Below are 15,290 nucleotides of genomic sequence, written 5' to 3' on the forward strand. Positions count from 1 at the left end.
TCGTTATCCGAAGCGATGCCGATCGGGAACGGGAACCCCGCGGTGACATACTCGAAAGCTTCGAGGACCCATTTGGCGGCCTCGTTTTGCACCGACCGGTTCACCGTCCAGCCTGAGGTGTACTACTGATGTGAGACACAGTTTGAAAGGATTGTGCCCAGGTCTTCCCGTCCCAGTTATTCCGATGAGTTCAAGGCCGACGCCGTGAATCTCGTCATTTCCTCTGGCCGTTCGCCCGCCTCTGTTGCCCCCGAGCTGGGGATCTCGGGACTGCCCCCGGTCTTGTTGACTCCTTGACCTAGCGACCGAGTGCTCGTGGAAGGATGTTGACCATGTCCACGGCTTATGGGCGGAGTTCCGCCAGGATGTTATTGATGTGGCCCGCAAGGGCGAAGCGCCGCTGGCGCAGATTGCCAAGGACTTCGGGCTGTCGGTCACGACCCTGAAACGGTGGATGGCCATCGCCGAACGTAAAGATTCCGGAGCCGGCCCGACATCGGCCGAGTCGGCCGAGATGCGGGAGCTGAAGAAGCGCAACCGCCTGTTGGAGCAGGAAAATGAGATTCTGCGCCGGGCTGCTACTTATCTGGCGAGGGACATCAACCCAAAATGATGTACCCGCTGGTCACGGATCTTGCCGCCGACGGCGTTCCCGTGGCGGTGGCCTGCAGGGTGTTGGGATTCAGCAAGAAAGGCTATTACCGGTCGAGATCCAGCCCGGTGACGGACCGGGACTGGGAGGATGCGCACCTGGTCAACGCCGCACTGGACATCCACGACGACGATCCCGCCTTCGGATACCGTTTCATCGCTGACGAACTCCCCGAGAAGGGCATCATGGCCGGCGAGAACAGGGTCCAGCGCTTGTGCCGGGACCACGGCATCTGGTCCGTGTTCTCCAAGAAGCGTGGCCTGAACCGCAGACCCGGGCCGCCGGTCCACGATGACCTGGTGGAGCGGGACTTCACTGCCGAGGCGCCGAACGAGCTGTGGCTGACCGACATCACCGAGCACCCCACTGCCGAGGGGAAGCTCTACCTCTGCGCGGTGAAGGACGTCTATTCCGGGAGGATCGTCGGGTACTCGATGGACTCGCGGATGAAATCCTCGCCGGCGGTGGCGGCACTGGAGAACGCGGTGCGCTCACGCCGCCCGGCCGGAACTGTGGTGCATTCGGACCGCGGCTCCCAGTTTCGGTCTCGCCGCTTCGTCGAATCGCTCCGGCACCACGGGCTGACCGGCTCGATGGGCAGGGTGGGTGCGTGCGCGGACAACGCCGCGATGGAGATGCTCCTATCAGTGTCAAGAGGGCACGGGAGTGCTTTCCAGTAGTCGGAATAGGTGGCGGGCGTAGTACCTGTTCAGGCAGCGCATGGCTTCTCGCTTGGTCTTGCCGTCCGCGATTCGGCGGGCGAGGTAGCTATGGGTTTCGGGGTGGATTTTCACCCGCGCGAGGATTGCGGTGTGGAGGGCGCGGTTGAGTTGACGGTCGCCACCGCGGGAGAGGCGATGCCGGGTCTGGTTCTGTCCCGAGGTGGCCTCCAAGGGTGCGACTCCGGCGAGACGGGCGAACGCGGCTTCGTCGCGGCAGCGGCCGGCGTGTGACCAGGAGATGATGACCTGCGCGGCGACGAGGGTGCAGACGCCGGGCTCGGCGAGCAGCGCTGGGCAGATCTCACGCACGATTGGGAGCATCGCGTCCTCGAGTTCCCGACACTCGATCGTGAGCTGCTTGACCCGTGACGCGGTGCTGCGAAGAGAGAGCTTCGTGGCGGCATGTTCAGGGTCAACTGCGGTATCCGGACGAAGATGCATGCACCGATCGACGAGCTGGCCGAGGGTGCGGCCGCGGAGTTCTTCGCGGAGATCGACGGGGGCCGTGACGACCAGTGCTTGAGAACGTTGATCGCGGCGACTCGTGCCAATTTCGCGGAATCGCGGGCCACGATGAGCGTGCGGAGACCTTCTCGCAAACCCCGCGACCGAGGCGTCGCCCACGTCTTCCGACCCAGCGTTTCACGTGCTGCCCGGACCGCGTCCAGCGAGTCAGATTTCGCGCCGTCTTTGGATGCGCGTGTTGCCGGGTGATCGAACTCGATGACGATTTCGCCTCTCTCCGCCAGCGTCGCTGCCAGGCCGGCGCCGTAGCTGCCCGTGGATTCAATCGCCCACGCTCGTCGTTCGTCGACCGTGAAGGTTTTCGCCCATCGCAATGCTTGTCCTTATCCCCGTCGTGTTGCGGGGAACGTCTTTGATGCCAGCTCGCCTTGAGTGCCGACGCTGACAACGGCGGCCGTCACGCGATCGCGGTCCGGGTCAACGCCGATCACGTGATCGACGAGTTCTGCCAGAACAACCATCTTTCTCACCTCTTCCTCGTGGTTGATTTCACCGCCAGGGGGAACGAGGCAGGACTGTGATGAGTCACCCGAAGGGACAAGCTCCTAATCAAGCCATCTGTAGTCGGCGGTGCGGTCGGCGGACATATCTCCAAATGAGGACACCGGAAGGGTCGGTCATTCTGTGGGTCACACCAACCGACACCACCTTGCCGCGCAGCATGCTGAAAGTGTCACAATCCTTCTTCTCGCTGCTGCAGAAAAACGTCCTGGACCGTCAGAGATGGCTCACACGCCAGGAGCTCCGCCTTTCGATCACCACCTGGATCGAAAGGACGTACCACCGCCGGCGACGGCAACGACGGCTGGGAAAACTCACGCCGATCGAATATGAAACAATCAACCGGACCGCGCTCTTAGCGGCCTAAGACCCTGAGTCAACAAAAGCCGGGGCAGTCCCCTCCGTGACCGCGCTGAAGCGGTGGGTCCAGCTGCATCGGGAAGGAGAGGCCACGGCCGGCGGCAAGCCTGATGATCCGGTGGATCCCACGAAATACAAGGCGATGGAGGCGCGGCTGCGGGAGCTGGAAAGGGAGAATGATTTCCTGAAAAAAGTCTCGGCGTTCTTCGCCAAAGAACAACGGTAGAGGACCTCTACCGGTGTTCAGGAGAAGAACGCCGAATTCCCTGTCACCTGGATGTGCGCCCGGCTGGGCATTCCGCGGGCCTCGTATTACCGCTGGCTGGACCACGAAGAAGCCCCGACGGCTGCCAGGCACCGGGAGCTGACCGGACTGGTCAAGGCGATGTTCTATTCCTCCGACGGGATCTTCGGCCATCGCATGGTCCACACCAAACTCGCCGCCACGGGTGTGGAGATTTCCGTGGGAACGGTCGCTGCCATCATGGCGGAGAACGGCTGGGCGGCCAAGCGGATGCGCGCCTTCAAACGCACGACCATCCCCTCTGACCCGGACAAGGTTTTTGCCGATCTCATCGGCCGGGACTTCACCTCAGAGATCCCCGGCACGAAGCTCGTCGGGGATATTACCTACCTGTGTACCGGCGAGGGCTGGTTGTATCTGGCCACCGTCATCGACCTGTACACCCGCATGATCGTTGGATGGGCGATCGCTGATCACATGCGCGCCTCCCTCGTCACAGGCGCGCTGGCGATGGCCCGGGACCGAGGACACCTGGCCTCGGATGCCATCTTCCATAGCGACCGCGGAACCCAATACACCTCCCGGGAAATGGTCGCCTGGTGCACCGGAAACGGTGTCCGCCAGTCCATGGGGGCCACCGGGGTGTGCTGGGACAATGCCGTCGCCGAGTCGGCATTCTCAACCCTGAAGAACGAGTTCTACCACCACCACAACTTCGCCACCCGGCAGGACGCCCGCCGGGCGACCATGCGCTACATCGAAGTGTTCTACAACCGCTGGCGGCCCCACACCAACAATGATGGGCTGCCGCCGGCCACAGCCATGGCCCACTTCAAGTCCAAAAACCAGCCGCTACCCGCGGCTGCCTGACCAAGAAGAAACTAACCGGCTGTCTCACATCCTTGACACACCTCAGCCGTGGCAATGTCGGTCACTGTCAGGGTGAAGCAGAACTCGCCCAGGTTGATGCCGCGCTCATGGCCGACCAGGCCGACCTCCACAAACCCCGGGACTGGGGCGTCACACGGGCCTGGCGGACCGGAATCTGGGGCTTCGGCATCGTGCCCGGGTTTGTATGGGACCGTCCCCCCGCAGGACCAGTTGCGCCCGCGCCGGCAAGTTTCCGGTTGACCGTCGCTGCGCCCATGCGGTGTACCGACTGCGCCTCTTCATCGCTGTGCATCAGCTCCCGCTCCCTCCGCAACATCGGCACCAGCATGGGCAACATCGAGGCCAGCATCTTGACTCCCGGCGCATTTAGAACGGTCCTGACCAGGACGGGCAGCGGCTCGCGCGCGCACACCCGTGTTCTGCCCGCCGAGGTCTGGCGATGCCCATTCGCCGTCCCACCACTCCAGATCTTCGGGACCAAGGCATCTCGCAGGGCAGCCCGCGCGTAGGCGCGGTGCTACCCGGTCAGCTCGACAACTTCACGAAAGGATCCAGGCCTTCCCTAACCGGGACTCTCGCTGATAGGCGAAAGCTTTCGTCTTCGTCACAGCCTGGCACTGGGCCATCATTAGCTTCATTAAACGGGCATGGCTGGCAACCGCCGCCTGCACTGTCAACCACGCCGCGACCCGAAGGTTTTCAAGTGAGGGCACGTATCGGGCCACGCAGAGGATTTCTACGACTCAATGCGGATCCGTGACAACGCGGACACCAGACACTGGACGTCTCACGCCGAGCCCGCGGGTCGTGGCGCCTGGGTCAAGAGCGGCCTGCCCGCAGGCGGCCAACACGACACTCAAACGGTGGTCGCTATCATCTGTTTCAGTTGGCGATAACCTCCAGCACCTTGGATGAGTGGAAGCGGAACTGAAACACGTAGTTGACCCCGCGTAAACAAGTATAGGTTTCTCGCGACTAAGGCTGCGGAGCCCTCTAGCCTAAGAAGCAATTGAACTGTTTAATCGGTCGGTGGCGTATTAGGCACCAGGCATCCCACTCTTTTGGTATCAGAAAAAGGTCTCTCGTCTGATCTAGAGGTTGTCTACCCGGACGATCAGGCGCGGTAAGAAATATGTGGATGAAAGGGAGCGAAAAGAAAATGCGACGAGTAAATGCTTCCCTGAGATTTTGGGGCCATTCCATCCGTGGAGAGCCAATGCCTTCTAAATCATCTAATATTGTTTCACCGGTTTCTCGACGCTTCATGCTTTCAGCATTAGGAATTGCCGTCGGGGCTGGAGCAGCAAATGTCACCTCTGCTCCCGCGGCACAGGCTGCTGATGTCATCGCGAGCACCATACCCACCGATGGACCGAAGCTGGACGCCTCTGCATCTCCGCGTGACACGAATCGAGTGAAGCTAGAACGCAAACCGATCCTGCTGGTGGACCGGGTTTCACCAAATAGCACCTGGGGCGATTTGACGCTGCTGTCTGTGGTCAACTCCAGTATGTACGCCGCAGGTGCTGACCGGACACTGCGTGTTTCCTCAGACAAGGGCGCCACTTGGTCCAGGATCGCTCAAGGCGGCGGCGGTACGTACGCCCAGTACGGTATGTTTTTCCGAACATCCACGGCCGGGACAGTCCTGACTACCTGGCAACCGGACGGCGGCAGTTCGCCGACGATCCGGCGCTCAACCAACTACGGGGCAACATTCTCTGAAGTGGTCGCGGCACAGGCCAACGTCGGTTATCTCGGCCCCACGTCCGTCTGCCAGGACTTGGTCACCGGATACCTCTACATTGCCGAGTATGTCTCCGTAGACTCGGCAACCAAGGCGACGTGGAAGATTATCCGCTCAATCGACAATGGCGCTACGTGGACAGTCTTTCACGTCTTCCAGCGCGATGCGGTTGCCTATCCCGCGTCCGCTGTCCGGCACGGACACGGTGTCCAGTGGGACCAGCACAGCAAGAAGGTATATTTCCTTACTGGGGACGCCGAGGACGCTAGTGGCATCTACTGCGTGAACGCCGCAGGAACGGACATCGAGCCGGTCCTGCTGAAAAACTCACAGACAGCCGTTGCGGCCGCTGCCACTGCCGTAGGTGTCATGTTCTTCCCGAACTACATTGCTTGGGGACAGGATCAGTCCGGCGACGCATGGCTACTGCGGATGAACCGAAACCAGATCGGACTTACGAATCCCGTCGTGGAACGGATCATGCACGTCCAGTCTTGCAGCTGGTATACATGCCGGACCAAAACGGACGGCACAGAATGGCTAATGGGCGTTTCGAACCAGCACGCCGCCGACGTTGCACCGCTAGATAACAGCATCCACCTCTACCGGGTCGCGGACGATGGGGCATCCTGCGATGAGGTCGCATCCTTGCCGGCGACGTCTCTGACTGCTACGAACTACTTCTACCCGCTGGGCTCGCCTCTCCAGAGCAACGCAGATGAATACGTGTGGATCGGGTCGAACATCTACAGTACCTACGAGACATTAGTTTCAGCCGACCCCCACGCCGGCCAGCAGCTGAAGGTGTCCCTCGGATGGGGGATGCAGTCGCTGATTCGTCCGGACGCGCAGCGCAAGGCCTATGCGGGAACGCCGCAGACGCAGAACAGCAGCAAGGTCACGCTCCTCGCATCCGGCACGCAGACGTTCGGAGCGACTCGGGTTCCGAACGGTGCCCGGAAACTCTACGTTTTTGATATCGGGGCGTGGAAGATTTCCGGGACGGGCACCGTGAAGACTCGCGTCTGGAACGCGACCTCGGCGTCGGTCGTCACCGATCCATTGGCGGGTTCCATTGAAACAACCAGCCAGTCAGTGCTCTACAACACCTCCAACAACGAGTCCGCACCCAACGTTTTCCTATCCGGGCAACTCACCGCGGGCAGCATGATCTACTTCGATCTTGTTGAGACTGGCGGCATAGCGGGGGCCGACGCAATGGGGTACGTCCAGTTTGCCTGGGGGTACTAGATGAGCACTAAGTTCCCAATGCTGGCTGTTGACCACCAGAGTGGACTTCACTAGCTCTCCGTAACCGAGCTGAGTGTTGGCGCTGGCTATCGTACTAACCTATCGCTTTAGCGAATTTCGTCGCTCCGTCCCTGCCCTGACTGTCCGGCCCGACAGGGCAGATCTCAGGGGCAGCGTCACTGAAGCTGGCTTCAGCTCCGGCCGTACCTTGTCCGAGACCGCCGAATATTCGCGGTGTCTAGGCGGATGGTCAGCGTTGCACCACTTGAGGCCTGCCCTCTCACCATGCCCAAGGTGGGTGAGCTCGGGGCTGCGGATGCGGAGCATGGCTAAGTGAGGGTTCCTGTCTGTGCGAAATTTCCGCGGGCCGCACTACCTGGCGTGGATCGCCCACGCGGCGCCTGGCGGCGATCCTTGATCTGGACACGGTCAGGTACTGAGGATCGTGGACGGCCGGGACCACAGGGCATCCGCGGCTGGCTTTACGACCGGCCGCGGATTGACACCTGAGCCACTGGATGCTGCTCCTGCGGTTCGGCGACATTCTCAGCGGCAAGCTGGCACCCCGACTGGGTGAGGTCTTCGCCGCCGACGACCATGGTGCAAGCCGTGTGGAACGTCAGTGCGCGGCTCAAGATCCCCGGCGCAAACCAACACCGGAACTGCCGAAGCCCTCGACGCCGGCATCCAGGACCTCAACCGCACTGCCCACGGCCGCCGAAAAGGCCCGCATCTACAAATTAGTTATTCTCAAGAGAAATGCTGTCCTGACTGCAGTATGACACTCATCCGAGAATTAAATTCCCCACGAACATAGCCGAGATCAACAGGCGTCATGAAACCGCCCACAAAATCGCCAGAGGATTTCACAGATCCACCAAAAACCCTCAGATGCCTGCTCAGTGCGGACACCGTCCCCACCGGAACAAACAATCCAACTGCGCCAGAAAGCGAAGCTTTCGCTAAGCAAGTGGCTTTTCGCAAAAAAGCGAGTACTTCCTACCCGGGTTGAATCCGTCTCTGCAATCTATTTTGTCTACAGGGAGATTTTCCGTCTGGGATGGACGTGCATTTGTAATGCACTTACAAGAACTCTTCGGAGCGTTCCTACTTCTGAGTGTAGTCAGAACGAACATATTCACGGTGGATGGGGGATGCTCACATGAGAAGACTAGATAGTTTCGACACGGCAAAATTGATTATGACAGGCATGACTGGGCTCCGGACATGACGACCGAGATAAGTGCTAAGGAGTCGTCCGACGATTGGAAACATGACGGAATAGGACGTCGAATGGTTATGCGGTTTGGTGCCCTGACAGCGGTCACAACCGGCACTTCCGCGTTGTCGAGTCTCACAGCCAGCCATGCGTACGCCGAAGTTCAGTCCCCCCCGCTTGGAGTCCTGACAACCCATGCGCCAGTAGCGGCAACGGACCTTTCGGCAGTCTTTGCAGAGCAGGGTGGCGCGTCCAAGACAGACGGCCAGAACGTCAAGAATCTGCGCCGCCCGGTGCTGATGGTGGACAGCATGTTCCCCAACGCCCGCATCGATCATCAGATCGTGTGGGCAGACGAGTCCATCGGACGCGCCTACTCCATCGGGGCGGACAAGGGCCTACGGTTGCAGAAATGGAACCCGGCGGCGGGTTCTGTAGACGTTGGCGCATTCAACACGCTACCTCGAGCCTTCGCTACGCCCACACAAACGTGGGCGTTCCACGGGGTGTTCTATAGGACGGCATCAGGTGCGCTCCTCATGGAGCAGGAGGAGGGCCAGGTTACCACTCTTCAGCGGTCGACCCCGGCCAGTGACGGCATCGCCTGGTCAACGGTTTGGACGGCACGAGGAGATGTAATCCCACTCGGTCCGGGCTCGCTCGTGCAGGACGCCGTTACCGGCTACTTGTACTTTGTGGAGTACAGCAGCGGGACCACACTGACCCACATCGACATCATCCGTTCCACTGACGATGGCGTGACATGGTCAGTGTTTAAGTCTATGCCCAAGACTCCCGGGGGCAATGAGACGATCCGGCACTGGCACGGCGCCCGGTACGACTCGATTTCGGAGCGGGTCTACTTCACTGCGGGGGACCAAAACGACATCGCGGGCGTATACCGTGTCAACGCGGCAGGGACAGACATCGAGCCGGTCATTCTGAACAAGCACATCAGGGCACAATTTGGCCTGGTCGCTCCCGCCCGGTCCATCGATGTGATGTTCTTCGATACACACATCGCATGGGGATGTGACGGCGCAGGAGGGCAGAACCACATCTATCGAATGGCCCGGACGGAGATCGGCAAGCCGAACCCAATTGTGGAACAGGTCGCCGCCATTGACAACACCTCATGGTGGGCGCAGAAAGTACGCAACGACGGGTCAATGTGGGTATGCAGCTCATCGTCGGAAATAGGCGGCGGGCTGCCCGACACCGACCTTTGCACAGCTCACCTGTACGTGGTCAGCAACAACGGCGACACCGTGGACGAAATCGCCGCAGTGTCAATGGAAGGCACCTACGGAGCCGGATCACTGTCTCCGCTGGCCGGACCCAGCGGCGGCGACACGTTCTGGCTCCGCGCCCACGCCTACCAGGAATTCCCGTTCCGCACGAACTCGGCCTTCCAGTTCAGGGCTCGGGTCGGCTTCGGTACAGTCCCATTCGTCAAACCGCGAAACAATAGGGCGGCGGTCTACGTGCCGGAGTCACGCAACACCGTCATGGATCTGAACGCGTCGCAGGCGAGGACGTTCGCTCATACTCGCGCACCGTTTGAACCCCGAACACTAATCATCCTGAACATGGGCGTCAAGGTCCTCACGGGTGCTGCCAACACCGTCAAGCTGCAGGTGTTCAACGTGACCACGGGCAAGGTAGTGCACGAACTCGGAGGTGCATACCAGAACTGGCGCATGTCACACGCTGCCACGCAGGAATATGCCTACAAGTATCCGCTGGCTGGAGGCGACCAGATCGAGTTCCGAGTCGTGGAGGCAGGCGCCACGCCAGCAGCTGCGACGGTGAGTGCATTCATCGAGTTCGGCTTCGGCGTCTGACAACGGGGTGCCCCTGTCTCGATGATTGGACCACCTTTCCAGATGGGCCGGTTAGCGAGGAATTGTTCCGTGTCGTGGTTGAAAGAAGGGCCCGTGGCCCCGCAGAGACGAGTGTTTCTAAACATTCAACCTAGAACCGGACCGCGAGCCTTGAATGATTTGAGCGGTACTGCTGAAATCAGATGGTTTTGAGGTTGCATGCTCATGTCAGCCCGACCAACGTGATCCGCGGAAGTCAAAGTCGATGCCGTGGATCTTGTCATTTCTTCCGGCCGACCACCGCTGCCCTGCCCCGGAGATGGGCTTCTTTTTCCACGTGCTGAAGCGTTTGGTGCAGCTGCGCCGTGATCCTGGCACCGGTGCGACGGCAGACCCGATGAGTCGGCGGATGCCGAAAGATTTTCCCAAAAAGAACTTCCGCGTTCATCGTCCAAGAACAACGGTAGAGGATCTCTACCGTCTTGTTCCAGAGAAGGAGGAGCAGTTCCATCCAGAGGAGGTGCGGCCGACTGGGCATTTCCAAGGCTTCGTATTGCCAGTGGCGTGGCGCCGAGGAGTCCCGACGGCCTCCAGCATCTGGAGCTGACAGGACAGGTGAAGACGACGTTCGATTCTTCGACGGGATTTTCGGGCGCCGGATCGTCCACACGAGGCTGGCCGCCGGCATACAGCTCTCCGTGGGCAGTCGCTGCCATCGTGGCGGCCAACGGGGTGGGCAGGGAAGCGGATTCGGGCGTTCAAACGCACCACGATCCCTTCGGATCCGGACAACGATTTCGCCGATCTCATCGGCCGGGATTCCACCTAGCGGGACCTCACCCAAGAGGTCCTGGGCCCAGCTTGTCGGGGACATACTTATCTGCAAACCGATGGGGGCTGGCTGGATCTGGCCACCGTCATCGACCTGTGCACTCGTGAGCATGGTCGCTGGCCGATGGCTGACCGTGTGCGTGCCTCCACAAGGCCGGTACGCTGAGGATGGCAGGGACCGCGGGTACCTCCAGCCCGACGCGCTCTTCCACATCGACCGCGGAAGGCAGTACATGTCCCAGGAAATGGGCGCCTCGTGCCGGAGAACACGGTCCGTCAATCGACGGGCGTGTGCCGAGACAGTGCGGTGGCGGAATCGCTGCTCTCGCCCGGAGGAACGATTTCTACGATGGCCGGCTTCAAGACCGGCATCAGCCGATCTCCGGCCGATGCGTAAGTCCGAAAGAACCAACCCACTCTCTCATATCCTTCACACACCTCAGTTTCGGCCGGCCGGCCATGGGCACCTTTGATGTGAGGGAAAGGGCCACACCCAAGGTATGGCGCAATATGCTGGGAGGTTTTCTGGCCTTTCTGGCGCTTGTTGGCTTCTGGCCGAGCCCGGTGGATAGGCCGGTGCAGGGACAGATCGCTGTATTCCTATTTTTGATCCACGCCCTCGGAGTGCCGGCGGTGATTGGCTACGGGTTCGTCGATGCCTCCGCCAATGTGGCGCTCTTTGTGCCTCTCGGCGTAGTCGCGGCCCTTACCTTCCCGAGGAAACCCTGGTGGAAGATCAGTGCCTTTGGGCTGCTGGTCTCCAGCTGTATGGAGCTGGGGCAGCTGCTCTTTCTTCACAGCCGCTTCCCCAGCACGCTGGATCTGGCCACCAATACCGCCGGATGCCTCCTGGGGTTCCTCCTGGTGGCGCACTTCCTTCGCCCCCGGAGCGGCGCGAGTCGCGGTGTTAGCTGACGAAGGCCTTCATCCAGGTCTTGAGCTCTTCGCCGAACTCCACCCGTTCCGAGGCGATCGAGATGACGGCCTTCAAATAGCTCAGCTTGTCGCCGGTGTCATAGCGCCTGCCCTTGAACACCACCCCGTACACACCGCTGCCCTCGCAGTCCGAGGTGGCAAGGGTCTGTAGGGCGTCGGTAAGCTGGATTTCGCTGCCGCGGCCGGGCTCGGTTTCCTCCAGGACATCGAAGACCGCCGGGTGGAGCACGTACCGTCCGATGACGGCCAGGTTCGACGGCGCGTCGGCGATCGAGGGTTTTTCCACCAGACGGTTGACGCGCACATGGCCTTCGCCGTCGACCGGCGAAATGTCGGCGCAACCATAGGCGCTGATCTCGGCGGGGTCCACTTCGATCAGGGCGATGACGGAGCCGCCTGTGCGGGCCTGCACCTCGATCATGGTGCTCAGGAGCTCGTCGCGTTCGTCGATCAGGTCATCGCCCAGCAGGACGGCGAAGGGCTCGTCTCCCACGTGCTGGCGGGCACAGAGTACGGCGTGTCCCAAGCCCTTCGGGTCGCCCTGGCGGACATAGTAGAGCGGCCCCAGTGCGGAAGCATGCTGAACGGCTTCGAGTTTATCTAGATCGCCCTTGAGTTCCAGGGTGCGTTCCAAGCTGGGCTCACGGTCAAAGTGATCCTCGAGCGCGCGCTTCTGACGGCCAGTTATCATGAGCAAATCGGTCAGGCCAGCGCGAACTGCTTCCTCGACAACGTACTGGATGGCCGGCTGATCGACCACGGGCAACATTTCCTTGGGCATCGCCTTAGTGGCTGGCAGAAAGCGTGTCCCAAGTCCCGCGGCCGGAATGACAGCTTTAGTTACTGGTTTCCCCGAAGTCATAGACGAACCCTACAAGCGCACCCGAAAAATGAGAATGGCTTCCACGAAAGACAAGTACCGGGACAGCTTTGTCCCGCGTAGTCCGTTTTCCGGCGGTGCTAGCCCTTGAAAACAGGCTTGCGCTTTTCCTGAAACGCGAGGAACCCTTCCGCGTAGTCCTCGGTCTTGGAGAGCCGGGCCTGCTCGGCGTTCTCCTCTTCCATGGACTCCCAGAGGCCCAGCCGCTGGTCGCGGATGTGCGCCACGAGTTCCTTACTGGCGTTGAACGCGCCGGTGGCGCCGGTGGCGGCCTTGGCCACGATGGCGCGGGTGTTCTCCAGCAGCTCCGCCGCGGGCATGGCCCGGCTGAACATCCCCTGAGCCACGGCGTCCGCGCCGCTCATCAGCTCGGCGGTGTAGATCAGGTCGAGGGTCCGGTGCATGCCGAGGCGCTCGGTGAAGTACCAGTGGCCGCCGGAATCGAGCGTTGCCCCCAGGTTCGCGAACGGTGAACCGAACTTGGCGTTCTCCGCCACGTACACCACGTCCGTGGCCAGCAGCAGGCCCAGCCCGACGCCCAGGCAGGCCCCTTGGGCCGCCGCGAAGGTGGGGGCCGGGAACACCGTCATCTTCTTCAGCAGAGGCTGCAGCAGTCCGCCCAGGTACGCCTGGACGTCATCGGTCTCCGGCGTGACGCCGGCGATGTCCCGTCCCGCGCAGAACGCGCGCCCCTCTCCCCGGAGCAGCAGCGCCCGCACCTCGCCGCGGGAGGCGGCGGCAGCGGCGTCGTCGTACGCCTGTGCTAAATCCTTCAGCGCCTGCCCGTCCAGCGAGTTGAGCTTGTGGGGAGCGTCGAGGACGATCTCGGCGATGCCGTCGGCGATGGAGAGGGAAATCATGGGGCTCCTGGGGTCGGGGCGGGAAGCGGGGTCTGACTGCTTAGACGTCGAAGTCGACGGTGACTTCCGGCGTCGTGGGGTGAGACTGGCAGGTAAGGACATAGCCCTTGTCCAGCTCGTCCTGCTCCAGCGCGTAGTTCTCGTCCATGGTGACGGCACCGGAGACCACCTTGGCGCGGCAGGTGCCGCAGACCCCGCCGGCGCACGCGAACGGCACGTCGGGGCGGACCCGCAGGGCCGCGTTCAGGATGGATTCGCGGGCGTGCGTGGGGCTGGCCACCTCGCCCTGGAGTCCGTCCAGCTTGAAGGTGATCTTGTACGTGGCCTGGGACTCGTCCACAATCACCGGGCGGCCGGCGTTGCCCTCGGGGCGGTCCGGTTTGCCGGTGGTGAAGAGTTCGAACCGGACGTGGTCCGGGTTGACGCCGCGCTCGGCCAGGGTGTCCCGGCAGAGCTGGACGAGTTCGAACGGGCCGCAGAGGAACCACTCGTCGACGTCGTCGGCGTGGATGGCGGTCCCCAGCAGCGCCTGCAGCTTCTCCGCGTCGATCCGGCCGCTGAGCAGCGGGGCGATCCGCTGTTCGCGGGAGAGCACATGGTGCAGGGCGAGCCGGGCCGGATACTTGTCCTTCAGGTCGGCGAGCTCCTCGAGGAACATCACGTCCATGGCGGCCTTGTTGGCGTAGACCAGGTCGAAGCGGGTCTCCGGGTGCGCAGCGAGCAGGGTGCGGGCGATCGCGATGACCGGGGTGATGCCGGAGCCGGCGGCGATCGCGACGAAGGAACCGGGCTCCCCCGCCAGTTCGCTGGCCATGGCCTCCGGATGGTTCATCGAGTTCATCAGGTTCTGCTCTTTGCCGTCCCGGCCGTGCTTGGACACGAACGCGCCCATCGGGCTCATCACGTCCAGGATGTCGCCGGCCTTGAGTTCGGCGTTCGCCCAGGTGGAGAACAGCCCGCCCAGGTCCTTCTTGATCGCGACCCGGATCTCGCTGCTGCCGTCCGCGAAGCTCTGCGGTTCGGCGCAGATGGAGTAGCTGCGCCGGATTTCCTTCGGCTCCCCGGACTCATCGGGCAGGGTAGTGCGCAGCGCGACGTACTGGCCCGGGAGGTAATCGAACTGGCCTGCGAGCTCGGCGGGAACGCCGAAGGTCACCTCGATCGCGTCATCGGTGAGCCGGCGGACCTCGTCCACCATCAGCGGGTGGAAGGACGCGCGGCGGCGGCCGGTGGCTGCAGCCGTTTCAGCGGCGGTCTGGCGGACAACAGTCATGGGTGCACCTGTTCCTTACAAAACTTTGAAGTAGTCGAACGGTTCCTTGCAGTCCTGGCAGACGTACAGCGCCTTGCAGGAGGTGGAACCGAAGCGGGTGAGCTCCTTGGTGTTCAACGATGAACACTGCGGGCACTTGACAGCGAGGGACAGGCGGACCGGCCCGGCGTGACGCACGGCGGCCGAGTGGCCGGAGGGCGGCGCTATGCCGTATTCCTGCAGCTTGGCCTTGCCGGCCTCGCTCATCCAGTCCGTGGTCCACGCCGGGGAAAGGACCATTTCCACGTTGACGCTGGGGTAGCCCTCGCAGCGGAAGGCCGCCTTGAGGTCGTCGCGGATGGCGTCCATGGCCGGGCAGCCCGAATACGTCGGGGTGATCGTGACCTGCACAGCGGGGACCATGCCGCCGTCGTCGTAGAGCTGGACGTTGCGCAGGATCCCCAGGTCCTCGATGGTGAGGACCGGGATTTCCGGGTCGCAGACGGTGGCAGCAAGGTCCCAGGCCTTCTGCTCGGGGGTCTGCTGCTCCGCCGGGCGGCCGTCCGCGGCCGTGGGGTGGCTGACGTACATGTCCA

Annotated in this window: 13 protein-coding genes and 2 pseudogenes; 10 read left to right on the forward strand and 5 right to left on the reverse strand. The window is 62.1% G+C overall.

Translation table 11 applies throughout. The annotated features are described in order from the left end of the window. Window positions 1–204 precede the first annotated feature (204 nt). Window positions 205–297, forward strand: coding sequence for a hypothetical protein (locus AC06G6_RS16185; RefSeq protein WP_479823697.1), 93 nt, complete (start codon window positions 205–207; stop codon window positions 295–297). 35 nt (window positions 298–332) lie between these two features. Beyond that, window positions 333–1,302 (forward strand): annotated as a pseudogene (locus AC06G6_RS16190) (IS3 family transposase); the annotation flags it as partial. Here AC06G6_RS16190 and AC06G6_RS16195 read toward each other — a convergent pair. Continuing rightward, a complete protein-coding gene (locus tag AC06G6_RS16195; RefSeq protein ID WP_479823699.1) occupies window positions 1,303–1,683 on the reverse strand; it encodes a transposase in 381 nt (126 codons plus the stop codon). A gap of 584 nt (window positions 1,684–2,267) precedes the next feature. Here AC06G6_RS16195 and AC06G6_RS16200 point away from each other — a divergent pair. The 8 genes and pseudogenes from AC06G6_RS16200 (at window position 2,268) to AC06G6_RS16235 (ending at window position 11,681) form a co-directional block, all read left to right on the forward strand. Next, entirely contained in the window at window positions 2,268–2,420 is a 153-nt protein-coding gene (locus tag AC06G6_RS16200) for a hypothetical protein (RefSeq protein WP_479823701.1), read from the forward strand. A gap of 155 nt (window positions 2,421–2,575) precedes the next feature. After that, window positions 2,576–2,767, forward strand: a pseudogene (locus AC06G6_RS16205) (IS3 family transposase); the annotation flags it as partial. Window positions 2,768–2,803: 36 nt separating this feature from the next. Further along, window positions 2,804–2,986: a hypothetical protein gene (locus AC06G6_RS16210; protein ID WP_479823703.1), complete on the forward strand. Its 183-nt coding sequence runs from the start codon at window positions 2,804–2,806 to the stop codon at window positions 2,984–2,986. A gap of 51 nt (window positions 2,987–3,037) precedes the next feature. Beyond that, on the forward strand, window positions 3,038–3,874 hold the full coding sequence (locus AC06G6_RS16215; protein ID WP_479823705.1) for an IS3 family transposase: 837 nt from the start codon (window positions 3,038–3,040) through the stop codon (window positions 3,872–3,874). Window positions 3,875–5,111: 1,237 nt separating this feature from the next. Then, a complete protein-coding gene (locus AC06G6_RS16220) occupies window positions 5,112–6,893 on the forward strand; it encodes a beta propeller repeat protein (protein WP_479823707.1) in 1,782 nt (593 codons plus the stop codon). A gap of 1,227 nt (window positions 6,894–8,120) precedes the next feature. After that, window positions 8,121–9,956 (forward strand): hypothetical protein, encoded by a 1,836-nt coding sequence (locus tag AC06G6_RS16225; protein WP_479823708.1) that lies wholly within the window; start codon window positions 8,121–8,123, stop codon window positions 9,954–9,956. 244 nt (window positions 9,957–10,200) lie between these two features. Then, the gene (locus tag AC06G6_RS16230) at window positions 10,201–10,542 is read left to right on the forward strand and encodes a hypothetical protein (RefSeq protein ID WP_479823709.1); all 342 of its coding nucleotides are present in this window, start codon (window positions 10,201–10,203) and stop codon (window positions 10,540–10,542) included. A gap of 683 nt (window positions 10,543–11,225) precedes the next feature. Continuing rightward, a complete protein-coding gene (locus AC06G6_RS16235) occupies window positions 11,226–11,681 on the forward strand; it encodes a VanZ family protein (RefSeq protein ID WP_479823711.1) in 456 nt (151 codons plus the stop codon). Here AC06G6_RS16235 and galU read toward each other — a convergent pair. The 4 genes from galU to paaD all read right to left on the reverse strand — a co-directional run bounded on the left by galU (window position 11,674) and on the right by paaD (window position 15,285). Further along, window positions 11,674–12,564, reverse strand: a complete 891-nt coding sequence (gene galU, locus AC06G6_RS16240) for a UTP--glucose-1-phosphate uridylyltransferase GalU (protein ID WP_479823713.1) — start codon at window positions 12,562–12,564, stop codon at window positions 11,674–11,676. The genes AC06G6_RS16235 and galU overlap by 8 nt on opposite strands. A gap of 98 nt (window positions 12,565–12,662) precedes the next feature. Then, window positions 12,663–13,442, reverse strand: coding sequence for an enoyl-CoA hydratase/isomerase family protein (locus AC06G6_RS16245; RefSeq protein WP_479823716.1), 780 nt, complete (start codon window positions 13,440–13,442; stop codon window positions 12,663–12,665). A 40-nt stretch (window positions 13,443–13,482) separates the two neighbouring features. Further along, the gene (paaE, locus tag AC06G6_RS16250) at window positions 13,483–14,715 is read right to left on the reverse strand and encodes a 1,2-phenylacetyl-CoA epoxidase subunit PaaE (protein ID WP_479823719.1); all 1,233 of its coding nucleotides are present in this window, start codon (window positions 14,713–14,715) and stop codon (window positions 13,483–13,485) included. 15 nt (window positions 14,716–14,730) lie between these two features. After that, entirely contained in the window at window positions 14,731–15,285 is a 555-nt protein-coding gene (gene paaD / locus AC06G6_RS16255) for a 1,2-phenylacetyl-CoA epoxidase subunit PaaD (protein WP_479828725.1), read from the reverse strand. Window positions 15,286–15,290: the final 5 nt, after the last annotated feature.

This window comes from Arthrobacter sp. CJL-S3 (assembly GCF_056711635.1).